The sequence below is a fragment of the Cohnella phaseoli genome (assembly GCF_003386235.1).
GTDB classification, from domain to species: domain Bacteria; phylum Bacillota; class Bacilli; order Paenibacillales; family Paenibacillaceae; genus Cohnella; species Cohnella phaseoli.
The window spans coordinates 373,924-398,763 of the sequence record NZ_QRDZ01000004.1 but is presented as its reverse complement, the minus strand read 5'-3'; the positions used below and the strand labels follow the sequence as shown (position 1 = coordinate 398,763).

At 53.1% G+C, this 24,840-nt stretch carries 18 protein-coding genes; 6 read left to right on the top strand and 12 right to left on the bottom strand.

The genetic code is table 11. The annotated features are described in order from the left end of the window. Window positions 1–13: 13 nt before the first annotated feature. From DFP98_RS07740 to DFP98_RS07725, 4 genes are read right to left on the bottom strand one after another with little or no spacing between them, the layout of a single operon-like run. Entirely contained in the window at window positions 14–3,583 is a 3,570-nt protein-coding gene (locus DFP98_RS07740) for a hypothetical protein (RefSeq protein WP_220377064.1), read from the bottom strand. 16 nt (window positions 3,584–3,599) lie between these two features. Continuing rightward, window positions 3,600–5,174, bottom strand: a complete 1,575-nt coding sequence (locus DFP98_RS07735) for an extracellular solute-binding protein (RefSeq protein ID WP_116059991.1) — start codon at window positions 5,172–5,174, stop codon at window positions 3,600–3,602. Window positions 5,175–5,233: 59 nt separating this feature from the next. Further along, complete coding sequence (locus DFP98_RS07730) at window positions 5,234–6,115, bottom strand: carbohydrate ABC transporter permease (RefSeq protein WP_246016446.1); 882 nt, start codon at window positions 6,113–6,115, stop codon at window positions 5,234–5,236. A gap of 20 nt (window positions 6,116–6,135) precedes the next feature. Continuing rightward, entirely contained in the window at window positions 6,136–7,125 is a 990-nt protein-coding gene (locus tag DFP98_RS07725) for an ABC transporter permease (RefSeq protein ID WP_246016445.1), read from the bottom strand. 229 nt (window positions 7,126–7,354) lie between these two features. Between DFP98_RS07725 and DFP98_RS07720 the strand changes: the two genes are divergently transcribed. The 3 genes from DFP98_RS07720 (at window position 7,355) to DFP98_RS07705 (ending at window position 15,402) form a co-directional block, all read left to right on the top strand. Then, the gene (locus DFP98_RS07720; protein ID WP_116059990.1) at window positions 7,355–9,682 is read left to right on the top strand and encodes a helix-turn-helix transcriptional regulator; all 2,328 of its coding nucleotides are present in this window, start codon (window positions 7,355–7,357) and stop codon (window positions 9,680–9,682) included. Between the two features lie 347 nt (window positions 9,683–10,029). Continuing rightward, window positions 10,030–12,078 (top strand): methyl-accepting chemotaxis protein, encoded by a 2,049-nt coding sequence (locus DFP98_RS07710; RefSeq protein ID WP_116059988.1) that lies wholly within the window; start codon window positions 10,030–10,032, stop codon window positions 12,076–12,078. A 186-nt stretch (window positions 12,079–12,264) separates the two neighbouring features. Further along, window positions 12,265–15,402 (top strand): cadherin-like beta sandwich domain-containing protein, encoded by a 3,138-nt coding sequence (locus DFP98_RS07705; RefSeq protein WP_116059987.1) that lies wholly within the window; start codon window positions 12,265–12,267, stop codon window positions 15,400–15,402. Window positions 15,403–15,445: 43 nt separating this feature from the next. On the opposite strand, the gene DFP98_RS07700 is transcribed toward DFP98_RS07705, so the two are convergent. Both DFP98_RS07700 and DFP98_RS07690 read right to left on the bottom strand, forming a co-directional pair. Beyond that, entirely contained in the window at window positions 15,446–15,757 is a 312-nt protein-coding gene (locus DFP98_RS07700; RefSeq protein ID WP_116059986.1) for a hypothetical protein, read from the bottom strand. Window positions 15,758–16,580: 823 nt separating this feature from the next. After that, window positions 16,581–17,411 (bottom strand): AraC family transcriptional regulator, encoded by an 831-nt coding sequence (locus DFP98_RS07690; RefSeq protein WP_181917550.1) that lies wholly within the window; start codon window positions 17,409–17,411, stop codon window positions 16,581–16,583. Between the two features lie 138 nt (window positions 17,412–17,549). Between DFP98_RS07690 and DFP98_RS07685 the strand changes: the two genes are divergently transcribed. Together DFP98_RS07685 and DFP98_RS07680 are read left to right on the top strand one after the other, a co-directional pair. Next, window positions 17,550–18,518, top strand: a complete 969-nt coding sequence (locus DFP98_RS07685) for a Gfo/Idh/MocA family protein (RefSeq protein ID WP_116059984.1) — start codon at window positions 17,550–17,552, stop codon at window positions 18,516–18,518. Window positions 18,519–18,538: 20 nt separating this feature from the next. After that, window positions 18,539–19,306, top strand: a complete 768-nt coding sequence (locus DFP98_RS07680; protein WP_116059983.1) for a TIM barrel protein — start codon at window positions 18,539–18,541, stop codon at window positions 19,304–19,306. A gap of 107 nt (window positions 19,307–19,413) precedes the next feature. On the opposite strand, the gene DFP98_RS07675 is transcribed toward DFP98_RS07680, so the two are convergent. The 3 genes from DFP98_RS07675 to DFP98_RS07665 form a co-directional block, all read right to left on the bottom strand. Next, entirely contained in the window at window positions 19,414–19,749 is a 336-nt protein-coding gene (locus DFP98_RS07675; RefSeq protein WP_116059982.1) for a type II toxin-antitoxin system PemK/MazF family toxin, read from the bottom strand. Further along, window positions 19,746–20,012, bottom strand: a complete 267-nt coding sequence (locus tag DFP98_RS07670) for an AbrB/MazE/SpoVT family DNA-binding domain-containing protein (protein ID WP_246016444.1) — start codon at window positions 20,010–20,012, stop codon at window positions 19,746–19,748. The genes DFP98_RS07675 and DFP98_RS07670 overlap by 4 nt, the downstream gene beginning before the upstream one ends. Before the next feature lie 166 nt (window positions 20,013–20,178). Beyond that, window positions 20,179–20,988, bottom strand: a complete 810-nt coding sequence (locus tag DFP98_RS07665; RefSeq protein ID WP_116060013.1) for a phytanoyl-CoA dioxygenase family protein — start codon at window positions 20,986–20,988, stop codon at window positions 20,179–20,181. A 184-nt stretch (window positions 20,989–21,172) separates the two neighbouring features. On the opposite strand from DFP98_RS07665, the gene DFP98_RS07660 reads away from it, so the two are divergent. Further along, window positions 21,173–21,994, top strand: coding sequence for a helix-turn-helix domain-containing protein (locus tag DFP98_RS07660; protein ID WP_116059980.1), 822 nt, complete (start codon window positions 21,173–21,175; stop codon window positions 21,992–21,994). Here the strand turns inward: DFP98_RS07660 and DFP98_RS07655 are convergent, their stop codons facing one another. The 3 genes from DFP98_RS07655 to phnW form a co-directional block, all read right to left on the bottom strand. Then, window positions 21,995–22,786, bottom strand: a complete 792-nt coding sequence (locus DFP98_RS07655; protein WP_116059979.1) for a DeoR/GlpR family DNA-binding transcription regulator — start codon at window positions 22,784–22,786, stop codon at window positions 21,995–21,997. A gap of 86 nt (window positions 22,787–22,872) precedes the next feature. Then, window positions 22,873–23,676 (bottom strand): phosphonoacetaldehyde hydrolase, encoded by an 804-nt coding sequence (gene phnX / locus DFP98_RS07650; protein WP_116059978.1) that lies wholly within the window; start codon window positions 23,674–23,676, stop codon window positions 22,873–22,875. Beyond that, entirely contained in the window at window positions 23,673–24,791 is a 1,119-nt protein-coding gene (phnW, locus tag DFP98_RS07645) for a 2-aminoethylphosphonate--pyruvate transaminase (protein WP_116059977.1), read from the bottom strand. Before phnW ends, phnX begins: the two co-directional genes overlap by 4 nt. Window positions 24,792–24,840 lie beyond the last annotated feature (49 nt).

Below are 24,840 nucleotides of genomic sequence, written 5' to 3'. Positions count from 1 at the left end.
GCCTAGGTACGCGTCAGTCGCCGGTTGAACCCGAAGCAATATTACTGACGGTTGCCGTCGCGCTGCCTGTATTGCCTGCAGCATCCACGAATTGGAAAGTAAAGCTGCCATTCGCCGTGAAGGTGTAACGGAACGCGCCGCCGTTATTCGTGACCGATACCGGCTCGTCGACAATCAGATAGGCGTCAACGGATGTTGCGTTGGCGGCAGTTGTGCTGTAGTACACCGTAGCCGTCGGGGCAGTCCGGTCGATCTGATTGATCGTAACCGCTTTCACCATAGACCGCCCGCCATCGCTGGCGACAGCACGGGCGTACACGACTGTATTGGCGCTAATGGAGAGCGGACCAGAATAAGTGGTCCATGCCGACTCGGCTGCCAGCCGGTATTCCAGACTCAACCCCGGTGCAGGAGGCAACAATTCCACAGTGACATTCTGGTTCGTAGGCAGCAGCGGATAAGCCACTGCAACCGGCATCGCCGGCGGGTTGTCGCCAGGCAGCGCATGCGGGTAAGTCACAATATCGCCCAGAGCTGCGTCGAGCTCCAGCGGCGATTGGCCTACGAGGCTGCCGGTTAGTGTAACTGTCTCCTCTTGTCCGTCTAGCACCAGATTAAGCTGATGCCCGCGAATCATCAGATTTTCGACACCGCCATCAGCGCCGAAAATATTGACAAACTGCGGCTTGCCCTTGTCTAGCTTGTAGCCATTCTTAAGCAGTACCGTATCAATCAGCATTCCTGCGCCAAATACGGAAGGACGGACGCCCGTTGGACGCGGCGGATGGCTGACATCATATTGCTCGGCGAATTCATAAGCACGCACGACATCGCGCATAGAAACCTCAAGCACCTGCTGCGCTTCCTCCAGATAACCTTTCTCCAGGAAACCGTAAATCAGGAAGCTGATATTCGGGTATTTCGGCATTCCCATGCCTACGAACGACTTGTTCACATCATAATCGCTGTAGAAGCGATTCATCAAACTGGTGAGATAGTCCCCAGACAGCAAGTCGACATAGACCCCCTGAGCAACCCAGAGCGTCGTCCCCTCATGGCGAATTTCGCTATCCAAGTAATAGTATTGATTAGGCAGCGAGGTCGGAGTCTCCCAGAACCATTCCAGGCTATCGGTATAGAATTGTTGCCTAGTGGCTTCCCAGTCCGCCGCTTCGTCCTCTAGACCGAGGATTGTTGCAATGTCCCTTGCGTGCCCAAGGTCGATGAGGCCCGAGAAGACGAAATCCGCATCGCGCTCATACACATTGTTCTTGTTGGCTGGCAGATAGATCCAGCGCGGGTTGTCAATGCGCCAGTTCAGATAGCGCTTGAGTGCCGGATACACATCGTGCAGCGATTGTATATCCCCCGTCAGTTGGTACAGAATCATCGCGGTCTCCGCCTTGCGCGACGGCAAGCTCTCTCCGCCCAGCATGCCCTCATCATCGACCAGGGACATCATCCCCTTGTAGCCATCCCACGCCAAATCCGGATCAACAAATGCATAGAGTTGCATCGCCAGAAAGCTCTCCCAGGATGACGCATATTTCGCTTCCTCTGCCCCGTCTCCCCACATCGATGGTTTGCCGGTAGCAAACTGGCTGTACAGGAAGCCGCCCTCCGGCATCGCCGGCAATATATTAGCTGCGAGGAATACCCAGGCGCGATAATAATCCAGATAAGTCCTCTCTGCCGTAACGCCTAGCGTATCTGCGATTTCAAGGTCAAAGTTGTACGGGTGCGGCACCTTTTGCAAATAATCGTTCCAGAACTGCTCCGTCTCAGCATGCTTGAGGTCGATATTGTCCTGCACGAATGGCGCGCGCGCCAGTTGCGTGGCCTGGGCTGTGCCGGTTCGCTGTGGCGAGAAGGCGATTGTGACCGCCTCGCTTGCACCATCCAGCTCATCGAGCGGAATATCTAGGCTCCAGTAACCTTCGGCAATCGCTGTGTCGGCGGCTAGCCCCGTCAGCAGTTCGGGGCGGGTACGATAGCGCTTAGCTTCGACCGGATAGTTGCCGCCGAGGGAAATAGCCAGCGCATAGCCTGTGCCTTCCACGGTCAAGGTACGTTGCGCATCGTTCCATTGCAGCCTGCCGCTATATTCCCCGCTGAGCGTGAACGTTTTTCCCACCAGCCCCCACGGTCCCGGTTCTTCTCCTGGCTCCTCCGGCTGCTCTTCAATACCGTTAAAAATTTTCAAATGATCAAACGCCGTCGATCCCTCGATCGTGAACAGTATGACTTCAAATGTTTTCTCGCCGGACCAGCCAGTCAGATCGGCGATATTGTAACGCTGCTTGCCGCTTCCGTTGCCTAAGCCGAGCTGCAGGTCGACTGCCTGGCCGTCATTGACCTTAATCGACCATGTGCCCTGCACGCCGCGCACATCCACTTCAATGAACGGCGTCTCATCCAGGTCGACTGTAACCGAGCGGCGAATGCCTGCCCAAGGATCGCCGCCAGGCTCGATGCCGAGCAACAAGCCGCCATTGTCTACCGCCAAATTAGAGTTCGGGTCCGGGCTCCAGTTCTGCTCGATCGCAGCCAGGTCATCGAACGGTTCTTCGAAGCTGACTACCGGGCCTGGCGCCGGCTCTCCCGGTCCTCCTCCGTTGCCCTCTCCTGGCTCGGGACGCTCGCTGAACGTCATCTTCCGCGTCACCGTATCGGTATCGTAGAAGAAATCCTCTACTGCCACCGAGACTCCATCCGGATAGTCCGCCGAATAGGCGATCTGGTGCGGATACCACTCCGTCGTATAAGAAGAGGCTGATTTCAACTGTCCGGCAACGCCGAGAATGCGCAAATTATCCACAGTCGTCCGGCCGTTTACGGTAAAGATGATGATGGTGAACGTCTTCGTGCCCGACCAGCCGGTTTGCTCCTTGATATCGAACAAATACTTGCCCGACTGCGAGAAGTTGTTGACCAATTCAATATCACGCGACAAGCTGCCGTCGTTGAGCTTCAACGACCAGTAGGCGCCCCCGGCAACTTTCGGAATGTCGATCTCAATATATTGGGATTCATCCAGATCAATTGTTACCGACTTGCGCATGCCGCCCCATGGGTCGCCGCCGCTGCCGGCAAGGCTGATATGCATCGCGCCATTATCAACAGCCAAGTCGACGTTAGAATCCACCACCCAGGAGGAACGAACCTGCTGTACATCATCAAACGTTTCCTCGAAGGCGGTTAACAAAGAGCCCTGGATATCCTTCTTGTAGTAGAGCCCCAAGGCATCCGACAATTCGAACACGGCGGGGCCGGTATAGTAGCCGATATTAAGCGGCAATTGTGCGCCTGTGCTGTATTGATACGGATTCGTATTGAAATGGTCATAGCCGAAGCGGTAAGGATTGACGATCAGCCGGCTTTCCGGCAAGCTGAGCCAGCGACGCTGATCGGGGCCCGTATCCTGCAAAGTATCGCTTTGCGGGACAGGGAACTGCGGGCTGATGCCCGCCAGTTCCGGTTCTCCGTTGCCGTTCGCAGCCGCAGGCAGGGCTACACTTACTAAGAGGGATAAAGATAATGCCATTGAGACCCATGTTTTTGTGCCTGGCCACCTTCTAGTCATAGTTTCACTCCTTCGATTATTTTTGAGTGAATGCCTCGTACTGCTGCCTGATTTCCTCGACAATTCGATCCATGCCGGCAGCATTCACTTGCTCTACCAATTGGCTGTAATATTTCTTTGGATCAAGCAGACCAACCGACAACGGCTGATTCAGCGTCGTCAGGACGGAGTTCAACTGGGCGATTTCCGTGTTGAGGCTCGTCAAATCAGGGGTGAAGCCCGAGCTGACCGCACGCTGGAAGGTATCTGCATGGCGAGCCATCTCGAAATATTTCTTGTCGTCCGGATGCATATGGCTCGGCATTCTGACCAGATCCGGGCGCCATGTCATTACATAGCCAGGGAACTCATAGGAAGTGCCTTTGATCACTTGGTAAGCGTCCTCGCCAACAGCCTCCCAGTGAACGCCCTCAATGCCGTATTCCAGCAGGTCGTGGTTCTCTTGGATTGACAGCCAATCCATGACCTCGATTACCTTCTCCGGATGATCGGAGGATGCAGGGACAGAAAGGAAGTTCCACTGCTCGAAGCGAGAGATCGGCTTGACGCCCTCAGCCTCAAGCAAGATGAATTCCAGCTCGGCTCCTTCCACCTTCTCCATCAGCGGCAGATATTTTAATCCTTCCACACCCGTGGCCTCATAGATCGTAGCCGCGAACTGCCCGTTGTTGAACAACTCCACACTGTTCTGCTCCTGCAGCAAATTGCGGTCAAGAATGCCATCATTGACATAGCGGAAAATCCGCTCCATAGCTCCTTGCAAGAAGCCGATCTCGAAGTTGGACAGCACCCGGTTATTCTTCACATCAAGCGAAACCTGGGAGCCCAAGTGCTCATAGTTATGGTATTCGCCGCTATAGTTAAGCGGGTCAAACATCGCAGGCAAGTCATTCGCATAACGCCCGTCGATGCCGAATGGAATGAGGGCTGGCTCCTTCTCCTTCATCAAGTATAAAAACGCTTCCAATTGCTCGACCGTCGTAATTTCCGGGAAGCCGTGCTTCTCGCGCAGATCCTTGCGGATGGTGAAGCCGCGCCAGTTGCCCTGAGTCGTGCCGAGCGGAATGCCATAAATTCGATCATGGAACTTGTTCTGCTCCCACATCAGCTCAGGAATGGACGCCAGCAAATTCGGGGAATTGGCAACATATTCATCAAGCGGAATGATCGCCTTGTCTGCAATCATCGGCTCGATATGCAGCCATTGAGCCTCGAGGAACATGTCGAATTTCTCGCCGGCCGTTGCCCGCAGCTGCGTAACTTGGCCGTAGTCGTCCCATGGGATAAAGCTGATGTTCAGCTTCGCGCCTATGCCGTCCGCTTCCAGCTTCTTGTTCACCTCGCCAAGTACACGGTCAAAATCCTGCGGCGTATCTCCAGGGAAATAGGCAATTAGCTCAACTGTTCCCTGCGAGGCTGGCGCCTGCTGCTTCGCGCCCTCATCGTCCTGGGTATTCGTCCCGCCAGGCGACGGCTGGCTGCCGTTATTCGTGCCGCCGCTGTTGCTACTGCATGCGCTTACTACAAGGACTATGGCCAGCATTAACGCTGCCAACCTGCCTCGACTTACCCAATCGGTTATCTTTGTCATCTTCCTAACCCCTCCGAATGAATAAAAATGAATAGCATGAATAGGGTGTTGCCGCTAGGCTAACCTTTCACTGCCCCAATCGTCAAACCCTTGACAAAATAACGCTGCATATACGGATAGAGCAAAATAATCGGCCCGATTGTAATGACCGTCATCGCCATCCGGATGCCCAGGCTCGGGACATTGACAGTCGCTGCTCCGGCAGGAATCAGATTGCGGGCGGCCATCATATTGGAGATCATCCGCCGCAGGAGCAGTTGCAACGGATATATCTGGTCATTTGCGAGAAACAACAAGCCGTAGAACCATTCGTTCCAATAGGTCAATGCGTAGAACAACGCGACAGTGGCGATGATTGGCTTGGAGATCGGAACCATAATAATCGCGAAAATTTTCAGCTCATTGGCCCCGTCGATCCGCGCCGACTCTTCCAGCTCTACAGGCAGCGTACGGAAAAAGCTGACCATAAGGAAAACCAGAAACGGCTGAAGCAGCGCCGGCAAAATAATCGCCCACAGCGTATCCGACAACTTTAACCAATTGCTGATCATAATGTAGAAGGGGACTAGCCCGCCATTAAACAGCATCGTAAAATAGACGAAGAAGGCGAAATGGTTGCGCAGCCGATTACGCCTGTTGGCGATCGAATACGCGAGCAAAGCGCTGATCGCCACTCCTAACACCGTACCGACGACGGTGATGAAGCTCGTTACGCCATATCCGCGCAGAATGGTGCTCGACCGGAACAACACACGGTACGCCTCCAGTGAGAATGCTTCGGGGAACAGCGAATACCCTTTTAACAGAATCACCGTCTCATTGGTAATCGAGCCCATCAGCATCATCCAGAATGGCAGAAAGCAGAACAAGGCGAAGACGCCAATAAATACGTTGCTGAACACAAGAAATAGCCGATCCATTCCCGATTCCTTAATTGACACTTGCTAACTCACCTCCTTTACTAGAATAATGATGATTCCTTGGAGACACGCCTGACTATCATATTGACAGTGAGAATGAGCACAAGCCCCATCACTGATTGTGCAAGCCCGACTGCCGCCGACATCCCGAAGTTATTCAGCGTGCGCAGGGCGCGGAACACATAAGTGTCAATGACATCTGTCGTCGAATAGAGAATCGGATTGTCCCCAAGCAGGGCATAGATCATTCCGAAATCCCCGTAGAAAATTCGCCCTACCGAGAGCAAGGTTAGGATCGATATCGTCGGAACGAGCATAGGCAGCGTAATGCGGCCCATAATTTGCCTACGGGAAGCTCCATCCATTCGCGCCGCTTCATACATTTCGCCCGGGATGCTTGAAATCGTTGCCAAATAGATAATCGTTCCGTAGCCTGTCGCTTGCCAGACCCGAATAACGGTCAGAATCCAGGGCCAAAGCACCGGGCTGAACATCCAGTCGACAGGCGGCAAGCCCAGCGCCTCCAGCCATACATTCACCGTCGGATTCCGTCCGCTCAGCATCGCGTTTACCATCATGCTAACGACAACCCATGACATAAAGAAAGGTAGAAAAATAATAGACTGCGAGACGCGCTTGTAATATTTGTGGCGCACCTCGTTAAGCAGCATGGCTGTCAGGACAGCGAAGAACGTTGTCGCCGTAATAAATAGCACATTGAGAAACAAGGTATTGTAGACGATCCGCCCTATGTCTCCCGACTTTAGGAAAAACGTGAAATTGCTGAAGCCTACCCACTCGCTGCCCATGATACCTTCGCGAATATTGAACTTCTTGAAAGCGATAATAATGCCGTACATCGGAATGTATGAAAATACCAGATACAGCAGCAAGCCCGGAAGGGCAATAATATAGAGGAACGGGCTTCGTAACATATCCCGCCACAGGGGCGTCTTGCTCCTCCTCTGCTTGTTCCCCGGGCGTACGCCTATACTCCTTTCCGCCAATGTCATCGTGCCCTGTTTTTCCATTTATCCCCTTCACTCCTTCACGCTCTCATGGCTTTATAATCGCCCAATCGGAAGGTTCCGGCCAATATCCAGAACCTCTGAACATTGCCAAATCAGCGGAAATTCAAGCTTCAAAAAACGATGATTGCTAATAAATCCACGGATCGGGCAGTAATTCGCCCTAACCTCGCGCCTGATTCCGGCGCTTTATGCTACAATTTTATTTGAGAATAGGGTTGGGGGGCCGCCGATGCCAAGAATGCCAAAGATGACCAGACAAATCTCCTTCATGCAGGTCATGAAAAATCAGAAAATATTCATCCACATTCTGGTATCGTTTATTTTCGTATGCCTTGCCATTATGCTTGCCAGCATCCTGTTCTTGTACAATCAATTCTCCAAAGCAGCGATGAATGAAATTGGCAGCCATACGCAGAAACTGCTCGATGAACAATCCATTAATTTTGCCGCGAAAATGTCCAACCTGCTCGACTACATACAGAAGACCGTACATAATGAAGAGGTGATTAGCTACGCCCTTTCCAGAGACAATGATCCGTTCCTGAATTATCAAGCATGGAGGAAGCTCAAGGAGCTGAAGGACAATCAGCCCATTATTGAATCCATCGTTATGCAAAACTATTACACCGGTACAATAGTCGATTCCAAGGTCGGCATGTATGAGCGCAGCGAATATCCTGACCAGCAGCTGCTGGCCGCCTTGGACCAAGAAGAAGGCTTTCGCGGGCAAAGGCTTTATGTACGGCGGGCCGATTATTATCGCAGCAGCCTGCGTTACGAGACGGACTATCTGTCCTTCGTTACCTACTTCCAAGGCCAAGCTTCCGCCCTTGTGGTAAATATTGATAGTAATGCGCTTTATGAATACTTTACACGCGAGCGGCTGCCTGCTAGCAGCAATCTGTATATTCTGGACCGCGAGCAGCGCGTCGTCTCCAGTCCTGATTCGGCACAATTTCAGCAGCCTTACCACCTTATGCGCAATAGCACAAACAATCGCTGGTACAAAGATCAGCAGCAAATGGTCGTCTATTCTCCGTTCTCTTTCTTTACGGCATCGGGCTGGACAATTGTGCAAACGCTTCCGCTCGACTCCGTGCTGCACAACCTGTATAAGCTGCGTACGCTAACGTACTGGTTTTTCAGCATTATCCTTGCCATTACACTGTTCGCTGTCTGGAAAGTGTCGCGCCGCATCTATAAACCGATCAAAAACTTGATTGAAGAGGCGGTGCATTCGCATCCCTCCGATGACGCCATTGCTTCTTCCGCCGACTTGGCTGTGCTGTCGCAGGTACTTCGCAGCCAGAAGCAGGAAATATCCAAATTTCAAAACAAGCTGATCAAATCGACCAAGCAAGGCAAAGAAATTTTTATTCGCGACCTGCTGCACCGTCCTACCCACTATAGCGCTTCCTCGGCGGCAGCTTTATTCAAGGGGTATGAACTGGCCGTTTCAATTAGTCAACTTGTAATCATTGTGTTTCGAGTGGATAACTATGGTAAATTCGCCAAGCAATTTCGCTATTCCGACCAGCGCCTTATTTATTTCGCAATATGCAATGTCGCCCAGGAGCTGATCAGCGAGGTTGCCCCTGTAGAAACAGTCGACATGAAGTCCGGTCATATCGTTGCAATATGCGAGGCCAGGAGCGGCACGGGGGACGATTTCCCGGCAATCGCCAGATCTGTACAGAATAAATGCGTCGAGCTGCTGAAAATTTCGCTTACCGCGGCAGTCAGCCTGCCAATCGATAATGTGAACGACCTGAGCAGCGAGTATATACAGGTGCTTGAACTGACGAATGAGCGGTTTAAAGGCGGGTCTGGGAAATGTTGGGTTAAGGGAGGCGACATAGAGGCGACGGAGAGCGAGTACAGCTACCCGGAAGAGCGCGAGCGGCAGCTGCTCAGCGAATTAAAGCTTGGCCATCAGAAGCAGGTTGAGCATCATCTGGAGAAGTTTATTGAAGCCATTCTGCCATTCTCCTATTCGGAGATTCGTCTCTCCCTCCTGAAGCTACTTCTTAACCTGTCCAAGATCGCAGAGCAGCTTCATCTCGCACTGGACCAAAGCTCGCTCGGCTCGCTCAAGCGAATGGAGCAGATGCTCGACCTGCTGGAGACGAAGGAGCAGTTGGTCGAATGGCTGCATCAGACCTTGAGCGGCATCTTCCAGCAGTTGCAGCTGCAATCTGTTGCCGCCGGCCAGAACCAATTGATAGCACTCATCCAGCAAGTCGTGCAGGAGCATCTGTATGACCCGAATTTGTCTACCAAGATGATCGCCGATGAACTGAAGTATTCCTCCACCTATATCAGGCAATTATTCAAAGACTTCTCTGGCCAGTCCCTATCGGAATATATCACTGATCTGCGGCTGGACGAGGTGAAACGACGGCTGACGGAGACGAAGCAGTCGATTGAGGACATTGTGCAGGAAACCGGGTTCTCCGCGGTCAACTCCTTATACACCATCTTCAAGCGTCGCATGGGAACTACCCCTAGCCAATATCGCCGGCAATGGGAGAACGATTCCCGGAAGGAATTGCCTTGAGCATACCCAAGACAAGTAAATTAGAAGATTCGAACTCCAGCAAGACCTTCGCTATCTCAGGCGAAGGTCTTTTTGAAATATATTACATAGATTTAATAAACAGACGGACTTCCGTTTACAAACAAGGCCAAGTACTCTGCTATATTAGGGTTGAGAATAGTCATGAAGGCAAAGCATTATTCATGCGCAAGGGATTTCGGACTCTATTTATGGCCCCGACTTTAGTCCGGGTTGCTCAAAGAAACTGTCTGGGGAAAAAGCTGTTCCTAGGTCCGAATACATAGGGCGGGACTGAGGCTACAATTGGTTTTAACCGAAAGCTACTCGGCGAAAGTGAGGATACTCGTATGAATTCAACTAGCAGATCGGCAAGCCTGACTCGTGGAGAGCTGCTCCGAAATCGAAAATGGTTCCATTCCTTAAGGGTGCGGCTTACCTTTTGGTTCCTAATTATCGGCCTTGTCCCATTAACGGTTAGTACGGTAACGACCTATAACACGGCAGCAGTCGATCAAGTGACGAGCCAATTGACGATCTATAACAACCTGACCGACAATAAGGCCAAAGACATGGTCGAATGGGTAGATCAACGGGCAGCGGAATTGGTGTTGGCTTCACGGAACGAAGTGCTGCGGTCGGAAGATCGCCAAGCTCAAGTGAAATACCTGAATGTTCTTCAGGCACTTTCGGGTACGAGCAGCGACATGCTGCTGTTCGATAAATCGGGCAATCTGCTTGTACATAGCAATTTGCAGCAAAAAGTGGAACCGGTCGCAGACAAGTCTTACTTTAAAAACGCCGTCGACGGCCAGCCGGACGTATCCGACATTATGACTTCTCCGGATACAGGAAAGCCATTTCTCGCCGTCGCTGTACCTGTTCATGACGCCTCGGATCAGAGGACGGTCGGGGTGCTGTCCAACGTGATTCGATTCGATCTGATGATGGATTATTTCTTTAAAGATATGGTGATAGCCAAAGGCGACGGCTATCCGATCGTCATCGACGATTATGGCTTTATCCGATATGCGCCTCAGCAAGAGGCGGTCGGTCTCAAGCCGGAAAATTCCGCTTTGCCTGACGAGTTGAGAAGTATTCTGTCCCAAACGGAGCTGGAAAACAACCAGGCTGAATACTCCTACGAGGGAGAGACTTATTTTGTAACGCTCTCCCCCGTGGCGGAAACGGGATTTAAGCTCTATTTTCACATGCCGTTAAACAGTATTTTGGATGGTCAAGGTACAGCGGAGAAAGTCTTCTTTACGAGTTTGCTGGTGTCGGCGGTTGTCACCATTATCGTGGCCATTCTTATTGTTTTCTCGATTACAAAGCCGATCGGCAAAATCGCTCGGAGAGTAAAGCGGATTGCCGAAGGGGATTTGACAGGAGAGCGGGAGCAGATCCGAAATAAGGATGAGATTGGCGAGCTCGCGGACGATCTTCAGGCGATGACCATTGCCTTGAGGACGACGATCGGGCATTTGAGCGACAGCTCCCGCAAGGTGGCCACGACGGCGGAATTGCTCGATTCGGGCGCCGAGCAGACCCGTATGGCTTCCGACCAGATCGTCGGAATTATGGAGCAGGTTGCCGCTGGAAGCGAGAATCAGCTTCAGGGTGCGGTGCAGAGCGCTAAAACGATGAGTGAACTGGCCGTCGGCATTCAAAGGGTCGCAGAATCGTCATCGGTCGTATCGGATGCGGCAACGGAAGCAGGCCAGAATGCATTGGAAGGAAACCGGACGCTGGAAGAGGCGGTCAAGCAGATGAACAGCATTAGTCGGTCTGTCGGCGACTCAGCAGAGCGGGTTCGGGAGCTTGGAGAGCGTTCGGTGGAGATCGAGGCCATCGTGTCCGTCATGTCGGGAATCGCCCAACAGACGAATATTTTGGCGCTGAACGCCGGCATAGAAGCCGCGCGTGCGGGAGAGCAAGGTAGAGGCTTTGCCGTAGTGGCCGGAGAAGTTAAGAAGCTGGCGGAGCAATCTCGCCAGTCGGCCGAGCAAATTCACAAGCTTATTGAAGAGATCCGAGGTTCGATTGGGCATGTCGTCGAGGCAATGGGACAAGGCGTCCTCGAAGTAGATAAGGGAATTGTCGCCGTTAGCGATGCGGGAGAAGCTTTCCGTACGATCGTGGACTCCGTGCAAAATGTCGCCGAGCAAATTCAGGAAATCTCCGCGGAATCGGAGCAGATGTCTGCCGGAACTCAGCAGGTAACGGCGTCGATGGACGAAATGGTATCCATCTCGAAATCAGCTTCGGACGGCGTGCAATCCGTAACTTCAGCCAGCGAAGAGCAGTTGGCTTCTATCGAACAGATTTCGTCTTCAGCGGAGCAGCTCAGCCGAATGGCTTCCGAGCTCCAACGGGAAGTGGATAAATTTAAGCTGTAAGCATAATTGGCTGGCGTCGTCTTAGCGGGCAAGCCTCTTCTATTTATTGCCCCATCTCATAGATTTTTTGCAGGGTGTGGATGTGCAGCGTTCTTTCATCATCCGTCTCTTCGAGTTTGATGGTACAATCTATCTAAGCCTTCTGGAGAAGCACAGAAGGACTATTTGGAAACCGGAGGATTGAAAGTGAGACGGCATATTCAAAGTTTAACCAGACTAGTTCTTGCATTTATACTGATCTTCTCTTCCGTAGGGCTCGAAGGAAAGATACAGCCTGCGGCGGCTGCAGCTTGGACTTCGTTCAATCCCGGCTTTGGAGTAGGATCATTCGGCAATGAGGTCGCCTACGGAAACGGAACTTGGCTGCTATTTTCGCAATCGGGGGAGTTTGGAAAGTCAGTAGACAGCTATGGAACTGCTTTTCAAAAGTCGGGGTCGGTTTTCCCATGTACAGTGATAGAAGCGAAGCACGTCGGCACACAGTGGCTCGCTGCTTGCGACAATACGAAGATCTACACTTTGGCAGACGGACAAGATCCGTTAATCGTAGGCAACTGGCTCCCGCGAGACACCGGCAAGTCAGGCAGGTTGGTCGGGATTGCCACCGATGGCAATGTGATTGTCGTCGTGGGAGATTCGGGCGGCACGGTACTTTCCTCAGTTTACGGACACGATTGGGTCGATCGCTCGATCATCGTCGGTGTAAGCGGGTTTAACGCTGTCACCTATGGGGAAGGCAAATTCATCGCGGTCGGCAAGTCATCAGACAACAGCGGCGGTGTCATCTATTCTTCAGAAGATGGAGAAACATGGAATAAGGTGACCCCCGCCCCGTCCGAGCAATTGTACGGAATTGACTATGGAGCCGGCATGTTTGTCGCCTGCGGTGCGGCCGGATATCTCTATGTATCGGAGGATGGCGTGAATTGGGAACCAAAGACAGCGCCAGATGATACCGGAGCTGTTAGCTTTACCACCGTCGCTTATGGAGCTGGTCAATTTTATATCGGGGGAACGAGTGAAACGATCTTAATTTCTTCAAACGGTTCAGACTTCTCGAAGGAGATCAAGGGAGGAAGTGCGAAGACGGTGACTTCGATCGCCGTCGCCAACGGGAAAGCGATCGCCGTCGGCAGCTCTGGCCTTCTCCTTACGGCACCCACGCCTTCCGCGAACGGCTACTTGAGCGCTTTGTACATAGACGGAGTGCTGGTTTCCGGTTTCGTTAAAACCGACTCCAGCTATAGCATCGAGGTGCCGAACGCAACGGCCTCCATCGACGTGGACTGGACGCTGGACGATCCAAGCACGCAGACGTTGCAATCCGTAAAGGTGGACGGCACCGCCCAATCGCTCGGGCCGATTTCGGGCTTGGCGCTGACTCCGGGAACGGCTCGCGTGATCGAGATCGTTGTCAAGGCTGAAGACGGCTCCACGAACACCTACACGCTAATCGTCACGAGAAAGAAGCCGAACAACGCGCAGCTTGGCAACCTCCAGATCTCGCCGGGATCGTTGACGTTTAATGCAGCGACGACGAATTATACGGTCGAAGTTCCATTCGGCACGACCTCGGTCAACGTCACGCCGACGATGCAGGATCCTCAAGCAACGATGACGGTCAACGGGATGAGCAGAACCGACGGACAGACTACTTCCGTTACGCTGGACGCGGACGGATCGACCGACATCACGATCATCGTGACCGCTCAAGACGGCACAACTAAAACATACACGATCACCGTCAATGAAGCCGCGCCTTCCGCGAACGGCTACTTGAGCGCTTTGAACATAGACGGCACGCTGGTATCCGGTTTTGTTAAAACCGACTCCAGCTATAGCATCGAGGTGCCGAACGCAACGGCCTCCATCGACGTGGACTGGACGCTGGACGAGCCAAGCACGCAGACGTTGCAATCCGTAAAGGTGGACGGCACCGCCCAATCGCCCGGGCCGATCTCGGGCTTGGCGCTGACTCCGGGAACGGCTCGCGTGATCGAGATCGACGTGAAAGCTGAAGACGGCTCCACGAATACTTACTCGCTGAGCGTCACGAGAAAACGCCCCGGCAGCTCCGGTTCGGGCGGCTCATATGGAGGCGGTCCAAGCAAAAACGAAAGCACGCTTCCCGAAGGAATCACTCAATCGATAGGCAACGACATCGCGGTCAGCATCGATATTTTCGATTCGGACGGGAAAACCCCGATACAGTCCGGAGTTACCGTAGACGCAACAGGGAGGTTCCAATTTAATACCCTGAAACCCGGCAGCTACAGCCTCGTGTTGTACTTATTGGCGGACGATGGAACGAAACTAGCCGGTCAGATCGCCCAGCTTACGGTAGACGAATTGAATGCCGCAAAGGTAACCCTCGCGGACATAGCTCCCTACGGCACGGCGACAGACGCTCTGACCAATAAGCCTCTTCAAGGCGTAAAAGTCTCCGTCTATTGGGCGGATACGAAACTAAACCGCAGCATGGGCCGTAAGCCGAACACCCGTGTTGAGTTGCCTGGAGTCCAAGGGATGGCCAACCGAAATGCGAATCTTCAGTCGACGGCAACGGATGGGCAATTCGGCTGGCTGCTTCCTCCCGATGGAGATTACTACGTCATTGCCGAAAAAGAAGGTTACGAAACATACGACGGCAACAGCTCAATCCTCCATGTCGGCAAAACCGCCGTCAAGTTGAACTTTGCTCTACAAGCAAAAGTATTGGAAAAAGGGGTATTACAAGCGTTCGTCTCCGGCTACCCGAACGGAACGTTCCGGCCGAACGCGGGCGTAACGCGAGCCGAATTGGCCTCCATGCTGCTGAAGGCGCTAGGGCTCCAGCCTCGAGCTTCAGCCGTCGAATACAGCGACGTTCCTGTTACCAACTGGGCTGCCGGAGCGATCGCACAATTGACCGAGCAAGGCTTGATGGGCGGTTATCCAGACGGTACCTTCGGACCAGACCGACCGATTACGCGCGCCGAATTCACCGTCGTGCTGGTCAGAGCCAATCAACTGTCGCAAGGGAATGGTGAATCTTCCCTACGCGATATCGACGGGCATTGGGCGAAAGGAGCCATTCTTCTCGCGGAGCAAGCGGGGCTGATCCACGGAAATCCGGACGGCACGTTTAATCCGGATTCGAAATTGACTCGCGCTCAAGCCGTCGTCATTCTTAACCGTATGCTGGGCTTGACCTCGCAGGAGAAGTTCGAGCATCGGGAGCTATCGGACGTTCCTGCCGACTTCTGGGCCTACGACGACATTATGCGGGCTATCGCCGATCATGAATATCAAAAGCTGGGTAATGGCCTTACGCTCTGGAAGTAAGACAACTAAAAACCCGGAATCTGCCGCGGTAGACTCCGGGTTTTTAGTTATTCTCCAGCCGCATGTCGTGCCGCGACGCCGGCCAATCGCTCGCCGACGGGACTCTTATTCCAGGGATGAAGGTTATCCGCTTCGCCCAGGTCGCGAATAGAGATATTCCCGTGTTCGTTACTCGCTCCAGCGTTCGTCGCTGAGCTTCCCGAACGGCTTCACACTGTTCCGTCCCTCCGAAGTAGTCGGGCAGTTCCACGTAGAGGAAAGGAAACTCTCGTCCTCCCGAGTCCTCTCTCCAGGCTTCGATCAACCTGGCGCACCGGCCGGAAGGATAGCAGATATTGCCGAATTTTCGTTCCATGCAAGGGACTTTTGTGAAGGCGTACGGGAGGTACGTCAAGCAAAAGTGACGCAGCAGGGGACGATAGATGCCCCCGAGCGGGTTTGAAGACACGCCCTAGGGTAATGCTTCTCACCAGTTGCACGTATAATTGCCTCATGCTATCATAAGAATAGAATCAAGGAGCCGGACGCCATCCGACTCCCCTGTACAACATTTGGGTGGGAAGCCTCCCCAGAGAAGACTTATTTGAAAATAACCCGTTCCCCTGGCGCTAACCTGGGCGGGTTATTTTCGCTTTTTCAGATAAGTGAGCAACGTCAGCAAAAACATGCCGAGCATAATCACTTCTGTAAGCGAAAATTGCATGAGCATCACCTCCACTCTGGAGGCGATACTTCCCCACCCAAGCCTATTGTACATCCGTATTATAACAAACTAAAAAAGAGATTCATAGAATATGGAAGTACCTGCATCTCAAGCGATTTATCTCTATTTTCATCATAATGACAAGCCTGAAGCTGCATTCGAAACCAGATCCTCGCGTCTGCTCATAACCTCAAAGATCATGTTAGCCCCGAGCTTGAATTTACCGGCCTAACGGTCGATACTCCGGATGAGACGGCACAATTGTCTCGTCGGGTTGAATCTGCTCACGTAGCGATTGCGTGCAAGAAGTAGCGGTATTCTTCTCGGGATGCTCGCTACTTCTTCTTTATTTTTGGAGATCGTCGTACACCTTCTCAATCCCTTTGCGAACGATATCTGAACGTGTCGTATTTAGCTTCTCTGCGGAAGCATCGAGTTTGTTCATAATTTCCTGATCGACACGTCTCCAATCCCCTCACTCCCCATACTGCATCCGAAACTGAACCGGCGTCATCCCCGACAGCTTATGAAAGGTGTACACGAAATGGCTGTCGTCCTGGAAGCCGACCGAGGCGGCGATGTCCTTGACCGTGCGAGCTCGATCAGCTATTAACAGCTCCTTAGATTTCTGAATCCGAAACTGGACCAAATATTGATAGGGGCTGATCCCCCAGCTTTTGCGAAACAACGTATTGAGATATTGCGGGCTGACGCCCAGCGTATCCGCCATGCGGCCGAGACCAAGATCCGGATCGCCATACTGCTCCTCGATGAGCAGGTAGATCGGAGTCAGCCTCTCATGCCCCTTGGACAACGACGGCTGGCCGCTCGATCGGCCATACTGCTTCAGCCACGAGAGAAAAGCGTACACTTCAAGCGAGCCGCTGATGCCTGCGAAGTCGTAACTGTGGCCGATTCTCTCCCGGTAATGATCGTGAACGACGGCGAGCGGGCTGTCCTCGTCCCAACCGATCGGCGTCATCATCGGGATGTCCATAGCGGCCGCGATCGGACTGGCCAGCGCTCCGTCGAACGTCATGAACCACGTGGACCAGACAACATCCGGATCCGGGACATAGCTGTGCGGCACATTGGGCTTCACAAAAATCCCCTGATTCGGCTGAAGCCGCACCGTCGCACCGTTAACCGTAAACTCCCCGCTACCCTCGACCGTATGCAGCCAATGAAAGCTCTGAAACCCGTGCTCCCGATGAATCGGCGACTGATCGGTATAGCCGATGCTAGTGAGATGAAGCGGCAATCGCCGCCCCCACTCCGTCGTTACAAAATGCCTTCCATAGTACACCTTCCCAACCCCCTCTTGTTTCATTTTTCGATACCATATAGGAAGTATCTTATATTTAATTTGACTATAACATGGACTACAATGAAACCGTAAGTTGAATTATACGACATCCTACCTTGTAAGGGAGCGGATCAGCGCATGACGTTAAAGCTTGGTTTTATCGGAACCGGAGGCATTGCCAATCATCACATTCGCAATTTGGTGCAGATGGAGGGCGTCGAGCTGGCGGCATTCTACGACGTCGACATTCAGCGGGCGCAAAAAGCTGCAGACGAGCACGCCGGCGCGAAAGCGTATTCGAAATTGGACGATATGTTGGACGGCTCGCAGTTGGACGGCGTGTATGTATGCGTCCCTCCGATGGCTCACGGGGAAGCGGAAGAGCGTCTCGTCGAGCGCGGCATTCCTTTTTTGGTAGAGAAGCCTCTAGGCATCGACCGCGAGATTCCTCGCTCCATCGGCGACAAGGTGAAAAATAGCAAACTAATTACCTCCGTCGGTTACCATTGGCGGTATAATGAATCTGCAGCGCTTGCCAAAAAAATGCTGGCGGACAGCAAGCCCGGCATGGCGCTCGGTTACTGGATGGGCGGAATGCCGATGGTTCCATGGTGGAGAGTACAATCCGGGTCCGGTGGACAGTTCGTCGAGCAGACGACGCATATCGTTGATTTGCTCCGCTACGTGTGCGGCGAAGTTAGCGAAGTGTACGCCGCCTACGCGCTGCAAGTAATGGGGGAGAAAGTCGAAGGCACCGATGTTCCCGACGTGGGCACGGTGACGCTGAAGCTGGCTAACGGCATGGTCGCGACGATCTCGAACACCTGCCTGCTGCCGATCGGCCACCATGTCGGACTGGATATTTACACCGGCAACGGAGTGTTGGAGCTGAGAAGCGACGCGCTTAACGAGCTGACAGCCGAAGGAACAAACGTGCATCCGAACGTCGCTAATCCTTATTACGTCGAGGACGAGGCGTTCCTGCACGCCCTGCGTACCGGGGACACATCCCGCATTTTGTCCGATTACGAGGATTCGCTGAAAACGCACGAAATCACGATCGCCGCGAACGAATCGGCCCTGTCCGGACAAGCGGTGAAGATTTAATAGAGAGGAGCATAAGAGACATGAAATTTTCGTTATGTATCGGAGCATATCCAGGGAAAGACGCCGTCTATCATCTGGAAAAAGTAAAAGAGCATGGATTCCAAGGGTTGGAATACTATGCGTGGTGGGAGCTAGGCGATCTGAAGAAGCTCGCGGCGGAACAGGAACGCATTGGCGTCGGACTTAGCGCCACTTGCACGAAGTTCATCAGTTTGGTGGACGAGTCGCTGCGCGACGATTATCTGGAAGGCGTTCGCCAGACGATCGAGGCGTGCCGCATTCTCGGCGTCCGTTCGATCATCTCCCAGACGGGAAATGTGCTTGACGGCGTACCGCGGGATCAGCAGCGGCAGGCGATGGTGGAGACGCTGAAGCGCTGCGCGCCATTGCTTGAGGAAGCCGGCATGGTGCTGGAGGTCGAGCCGCTTAACGGACTCGTCGATCACGCCGGGCACTTCCTGCAGCGCTCCGACGAATCGGTCGACGTCATCGATCAAGTTGGCAGCCCGAACGTCAAGCTCGTGTTCGACGTCTACCACCAGCAGATTACGGAAGGCAACGTCATCCGTAACGCAACCGGCTACATCGACCGCATCAACCACTACCATATCGCCGATAACCCGGGACGCAAACAGCCGGGCACGGGCGAAATGAACTACGTCAACATTTTGCGCGCCATCAAAAATACCGGCTTCTCCGGCTTCGTCGGCTTGGAGTGCGGCTTTACGGTCGATACGGACGAGGCCATCCAACAGTTTAAGGAAGACATTTTATCTCAGGTGCTGTAAAGAAAAGGTGTCCCATAGAGGAATCCGCCCATGCGGGCTCCTTCTATGGGACACCTTTGCAAGGATGCCAGAACAAAGCTAAAGATCAGACTCCCGGCACCTCGCAGTCAGGCTAAAACAGAACGAACATTTAATAAGACAACTCTGAGAAAATCGGATTCGACAGACACATTGCCAACAACCTCCACGTTGCGTCTGCGTACGTCCAAGCTCTTGAATTGATCAGTAAGGACTACGCCCGAAAATGTCAACCCGCCCGGAATCGGAACTTCGAAGGCATAACCCTTCGCTTGTGTCGCGATCGGACACACTACAGCAAATCCTGTTAGCTGATTAAATGCCAATTCGGACAATACGATTGCAGGGCGTCGGCCGGCTTGTTCGCGGCCAGCTTGCGGATCGAAGTCCATCCAGACAAGGTCGCCGCGCGCTGGAATGGTCAAATGAGTTCGTCCCCTTCGATACCAAAGTCAATTTCTCTATGTCTCGGCGAATCCGGTTTGATTTGCGAAAGCAGCGACTGAAGATGTACACGGAGATCTTCATTCAATTCTTGCCGTTTCAATGGCCTGAGCAGAATCTGATTATCGGAAGTCAGAATCGCTTCAAGCTCAGCTCCCTCTGTCAAATTCAGATGCTTTATAAATTGATTCGGAATCCGGACAGCGCTGCTATTTCCCCATTTGCTCAACGTTACCGTTGCCATAGTAATCACACCTCTACCCAATTGATGACTCAATTATATCGCATCCCTTCAACAATGTATATCAATAGGATATACATTTATTGAATAAAAGATACATTTGTATAGAAAAAGCCGACGGACTTTCCGCCAGCTTTCATCTTCACAGTTTTCAGAATGATGTGGGAATTCAATGCGGATAAGCCATCTCGAATTCGATGCCGCAAGGGCCGCCGTCCGGATTTGGCTCGAGGTCGACTTCCGCCCCGTCGGCACGGAAGAGAGGCCGGTAATGCGTGCCGATGTGCGTCGCGGAAGCATTCGCATAGTGGCAAATAAATGCCCGACGGAACCGATCCTTCGTCTTGTTCCGATAGGAGCCGTGGATCAGATTGCCGTTAAAGAACAGCACGTCGCCTCGGTCCATCACTGCCGGAATCGCCTTCTGGTCTTTAGGCGGCTTCACGTAATGGGTCGTAAACGATTCGTTCGAGTCGGCCAGCTCCGGGCACGAAATCTCAAGCTCACTCGTTTTCGGAACGACCAGCAGTCCTCCGTTTTCTTCATCCGCCGCGTCGATCGCCGTCCAAGCGGCGATGCAGTTGCCCGGCTCCACCTTAAGATAGAAATTGTCTTGATGAAGCGCCTGACCGCGCGACCCCGGCGGCTTGTAATAGAACATGCTCTGCGCAGCAAGCGCCTCCTCGCCGTACAGATCGGCCAGCACCTCCATGACCGGCTTGTGCAGCATGTACTGTTTGGCCGTCTCATTGAAGCGGTGAGGGTGCATTACCCGCGGATATCTCTTTAGCGGATCTCCGTCTCCCCCATCCAGCACCGGCTCGAAATGTCCGGGCACGGGGTAGCGGCTAATTTCCTCAAACGTATCGTCAATCGTTCGCAAATCCTCTTCGGAAAATAACCCTTTTACGATTAAATAGCCTTCCCTCTCAAAAAAAGCTATCTGTTCCTCTGTCAAAGCCTGCAGCTTCTGGTTCATCTTCATCGCTCCTCTGTTCGTATGCAGGTTCTCCATTTCATCGGGCCTTCGCTTTATCTGTCAACCTGCATAGCAATATCCTTGTTCTTGACTTTAGCTTACCGAGTTTCGTATGTTGGATGAAGTAAGATTGCTGCTGAAAAGTGTTGGAATCCTGCTGTGATTCTGATGAAGGAGGAGACACATGATACGCTTTGACCGATTCTCGGAAAATGACGATGCTCCGGGCGGGACGATTATTACCGGTCATTTTCGCGAAAATGACCGGTACGCGATCCAACGCCCCGCAGGGAGGCCGGATTGTCTAATCGCGCTGACCATTAGCGGGGAAGGCTATTTCCGCACGCCGTCAGGGGAACGACGCTGTCAGGCGAACCAGATTGCCATTATGCGCCGCGGCGTTCCGCACGAGTACGGAACTGTGCCGGGACAGCATTGGGAATTCATCTGGGCGCACTTCAGTCAACTATCGGAAATCGGCTACCTCCCCGACGAAGACGTGCTTGTGGTCGAGCTGCCGGAAGGAGATTCGCGCCAGAGAGCCAGCCGTGCATTTCACAGTCTGCTTCGCGATTCCCGGGAGCGTTCCGCTTATTGGCACGCGTTATGCGAGAATGCGATTCAGGAAGTGCTGCTGCTCGTAGCTCAACGTCTGGAAAAGCGGATCGATCCGCGAGTAGAACGCGTGCTTCAGCTTCTGACGAAGAGCATGCAGGAAGAAATGCGCGTCGATCGTCTGGCTAGCGCCGTCAATCTGTCCGCATCTCGGCTATCCCATCTGTTCAAGCAGGAGATGGGCATTTCCATTCTTGATTACTTAAACGACATGAGGCTCCGACAAGCCGCCCTGCTCATGCGTCACATGGGCAGATCGGCTACCGAAGCCTCACTCGATGTAGGATTCAACAACTACAATCATTTCGCGGCGTTATTCCGCAGAAAGCATGGAACCAGTCCTCGCAGCTTCGCCAAACAGCCAAGCGAACACCGCATTCATGAAGAATAATCACAAATCGCTCTCCCGATGAATCCAGCTTAGCTCCAGCTTTCCAAGCTGCGATTTCCATTCCTCGGGTGGCGCTTCGTCCGATACGATCGTATGAAGCTCTCGCAGATCGGCGATTCGGGCCACTGTGCGTTTAGCGATTTTCGAATAATCCGCCACGACGATCGCCATCTCCGAGCCGGCGATCAGCTTGCGGGTAAATACCGCCTTCTCGTAATCGTAGCTCGTAATGCCGTGTTTTAACGATACGCCGTCGACGGAAATAAACGCTTTATTGACATAGAAATCTTCGATGATTTTCTCGGCAATCGGTCCGGTAGCCCGCAAATGCTGCGTATTCACGACTCCGCCGATCAGAATGATCTTAACGTCGAACGTTCCGCGTTTCTGATATTCCAGCAGGCGCATCAGCGCCGGAATCGAGTTGGTCAGAATCGTCAGATTCCGCTTATGCTCCAGGAAAGGAATCATCTGCAGTACAGTGCTGCCCTCATCCAGCACGATCACATCGTTATCCTCGACTAGCTTCGCCGCCAACGCGCCAACCTTGAGCTTCGCCTCGACGTTGGTAGACTCCCTCTCCAGCAGCGGCGGCTCCACCTTCGGACTAATCCTTAACGCGCCTCCGTATACCTTCTTGAGCCTGTTTTCTTTTTCCAGATCGTCAAGATCCCTTCGAATCGTCTCCGTGGAAACCTCGAATCTCTGGGCGAGCTCGCCCGCAATGACCTTTCCTTTTTCGTTGAGCAAGGTCATAATCTCCCGTTTTCTTTCCTCGCCGGCCAACGACACCCGTGTTTTCCTCCCTATTCCTGTTCGCTTCTATCCAGTATACACCTCTATTCGCCCCATCGCCCAGTTCAATTCCTCTATCCGTCCTATGGCCTCTCACCTGCAAGTAATCGTCGATTTATCCGTTCAACGGCATCGGGCAGCTGCGAAAATATCTCCACAACGTCATGCGCGCCTTGCTCGATATACTGCCGCTTAGCCTTCTCCAGCAGTGCTTCCAAGTCGGAAGCCGGCATTGATGCCGTTTCCTCCTCCGACAGCCCCAGCATGGAGCTGCCCTTCAGAATGCCGATCGCCCATACGCCGGCATTTCTCGCTTCCTGCATATCCGACGCCGTATCTCCGACCTTGACCACTTGTATCGGCAGTCCCATATCCAAACGAATCATATTGGTATAGATCATGTAAGGGTAAGGGCGTCCCTTGCCGCCTACCGAGTCCGGCGTAATCCAACAGTCCGGCTCATATCCGTCTTTGCGGGCCGTCTCGGCGACAATGCGCATCATCGTATCGGTATAGCCGGTCGTTGCACCGATTTTCATGCCGTCCGCCCGCAGTCTCTCGACAATTTCGACGACGGAGGCCATCGGATGCGAGAATCGTTCCAGGCTGCCCAGCAGCTTCGGCTCGAACAGCTCATGTATGCGATCCACATCCTCATCTGTAAAAGAACGTCCCATTCGCTCCTCGAACTGTCGACTGATTCGAGGCATTTCCAGCATCGTTTTAATATGATCCCACTTCAACAGCCCCATCGGAGCGCGCACTTCCTCCATCGTCGGCTCGAGCCCTAGCGACCGGAAAACCTCCATGAACGCCTGTACCGGCGCCATACAGCCGTAATCGACCGTCGTTCCGGCCCAATCCAAAACCATTCCCCGTAGTCTCATATTGCGATTCCTCCTTGTTGTGCGGAAGTGACATATGAGGACACGGCTTCGCACAAACGCTCAATGTCGCCCTTATGCACATCGCCGATTGTGCCGATCCGAAACACCTCGGCATCGCTCAATTTGCCTGGATAGATGACAAAACCGCGCTCTTTAAGAAAATAATAAAAACCGACAAACGCAAACGGAATATGCAGCGGATACTTAAATGTCGTGATTATTGGAGATTGCGTCTCCACCGGCAAGTAGGCCTCGAAGCCAGCCTCCTCCATAAGTCGTACCAATGTCCTCTGATTGTCGGCATATCGAGTGCAGCGCCGCTGAGCGCCTCCCTCCTGCTCAAGCTCGATCAGAGCTTGATGAAACGCCCGTACGACATGCGTCGGAGAGGTAAAACGCCATTTTCCCGAATCCCGCTCCATCGTCTCCCACTGATCGTACAAGTCCAGCGCCAAAGAACGGGCGTTGCCTTTGCATTCGGACAATACGCTTCTCTTGGCCACAACGAAGCTGAAGCCCGGCACCCCCTGGATACACTTGTTGGCGCTACTGATCAAGTAGTCGATACCCAGCTCGCCAACCGCAATGGGGATGCCGCCGAAGCTGCTCATCGCATCCACGATCACTTTTCTACCTTGATCCTTCACGACTCTTACGATCTCTTCGAGCGGATTCAGAATCCCCGTCGTCGTCTCGCAGTGAACGAAAGCGACATGTGTAATGTCGGCATCTCCCTCCAAAACGGCCTTTACCCGCTCCCCGTCGAGCACTCGATCCGGCGTCCCGTTTAATGTACAGTGCTGAATGCCAAGCACTCCGGCGATCTGTTCCATCCGCTGCCCGTAAGCGCCGTTCTCCAGCACAAGCAGCTTGCCTTCCTTCGGCACCGCCGTGCCAATCGCCGCCTCGACCCCGAACGTTCCGCTGCCTTGAACGAGAACAGCAGTATACGCATCCACGTCGGCTTGAGCCAGCGACAGCAGCCGTCCGCGAATATCCTGAACGATTCCCTTGTAATCGTCATCCCAAGTGCACCAGTCTCGCATCATCGCTTCCTTGACCGTCGAGGTCGTCGATAGCGGCCCCGGTGTCAGCAGCAAATAATTTCTGTCCATATAGCCCTCCTAATCGTTCACGGATTCAGAAAGCCGATGATTTATTATC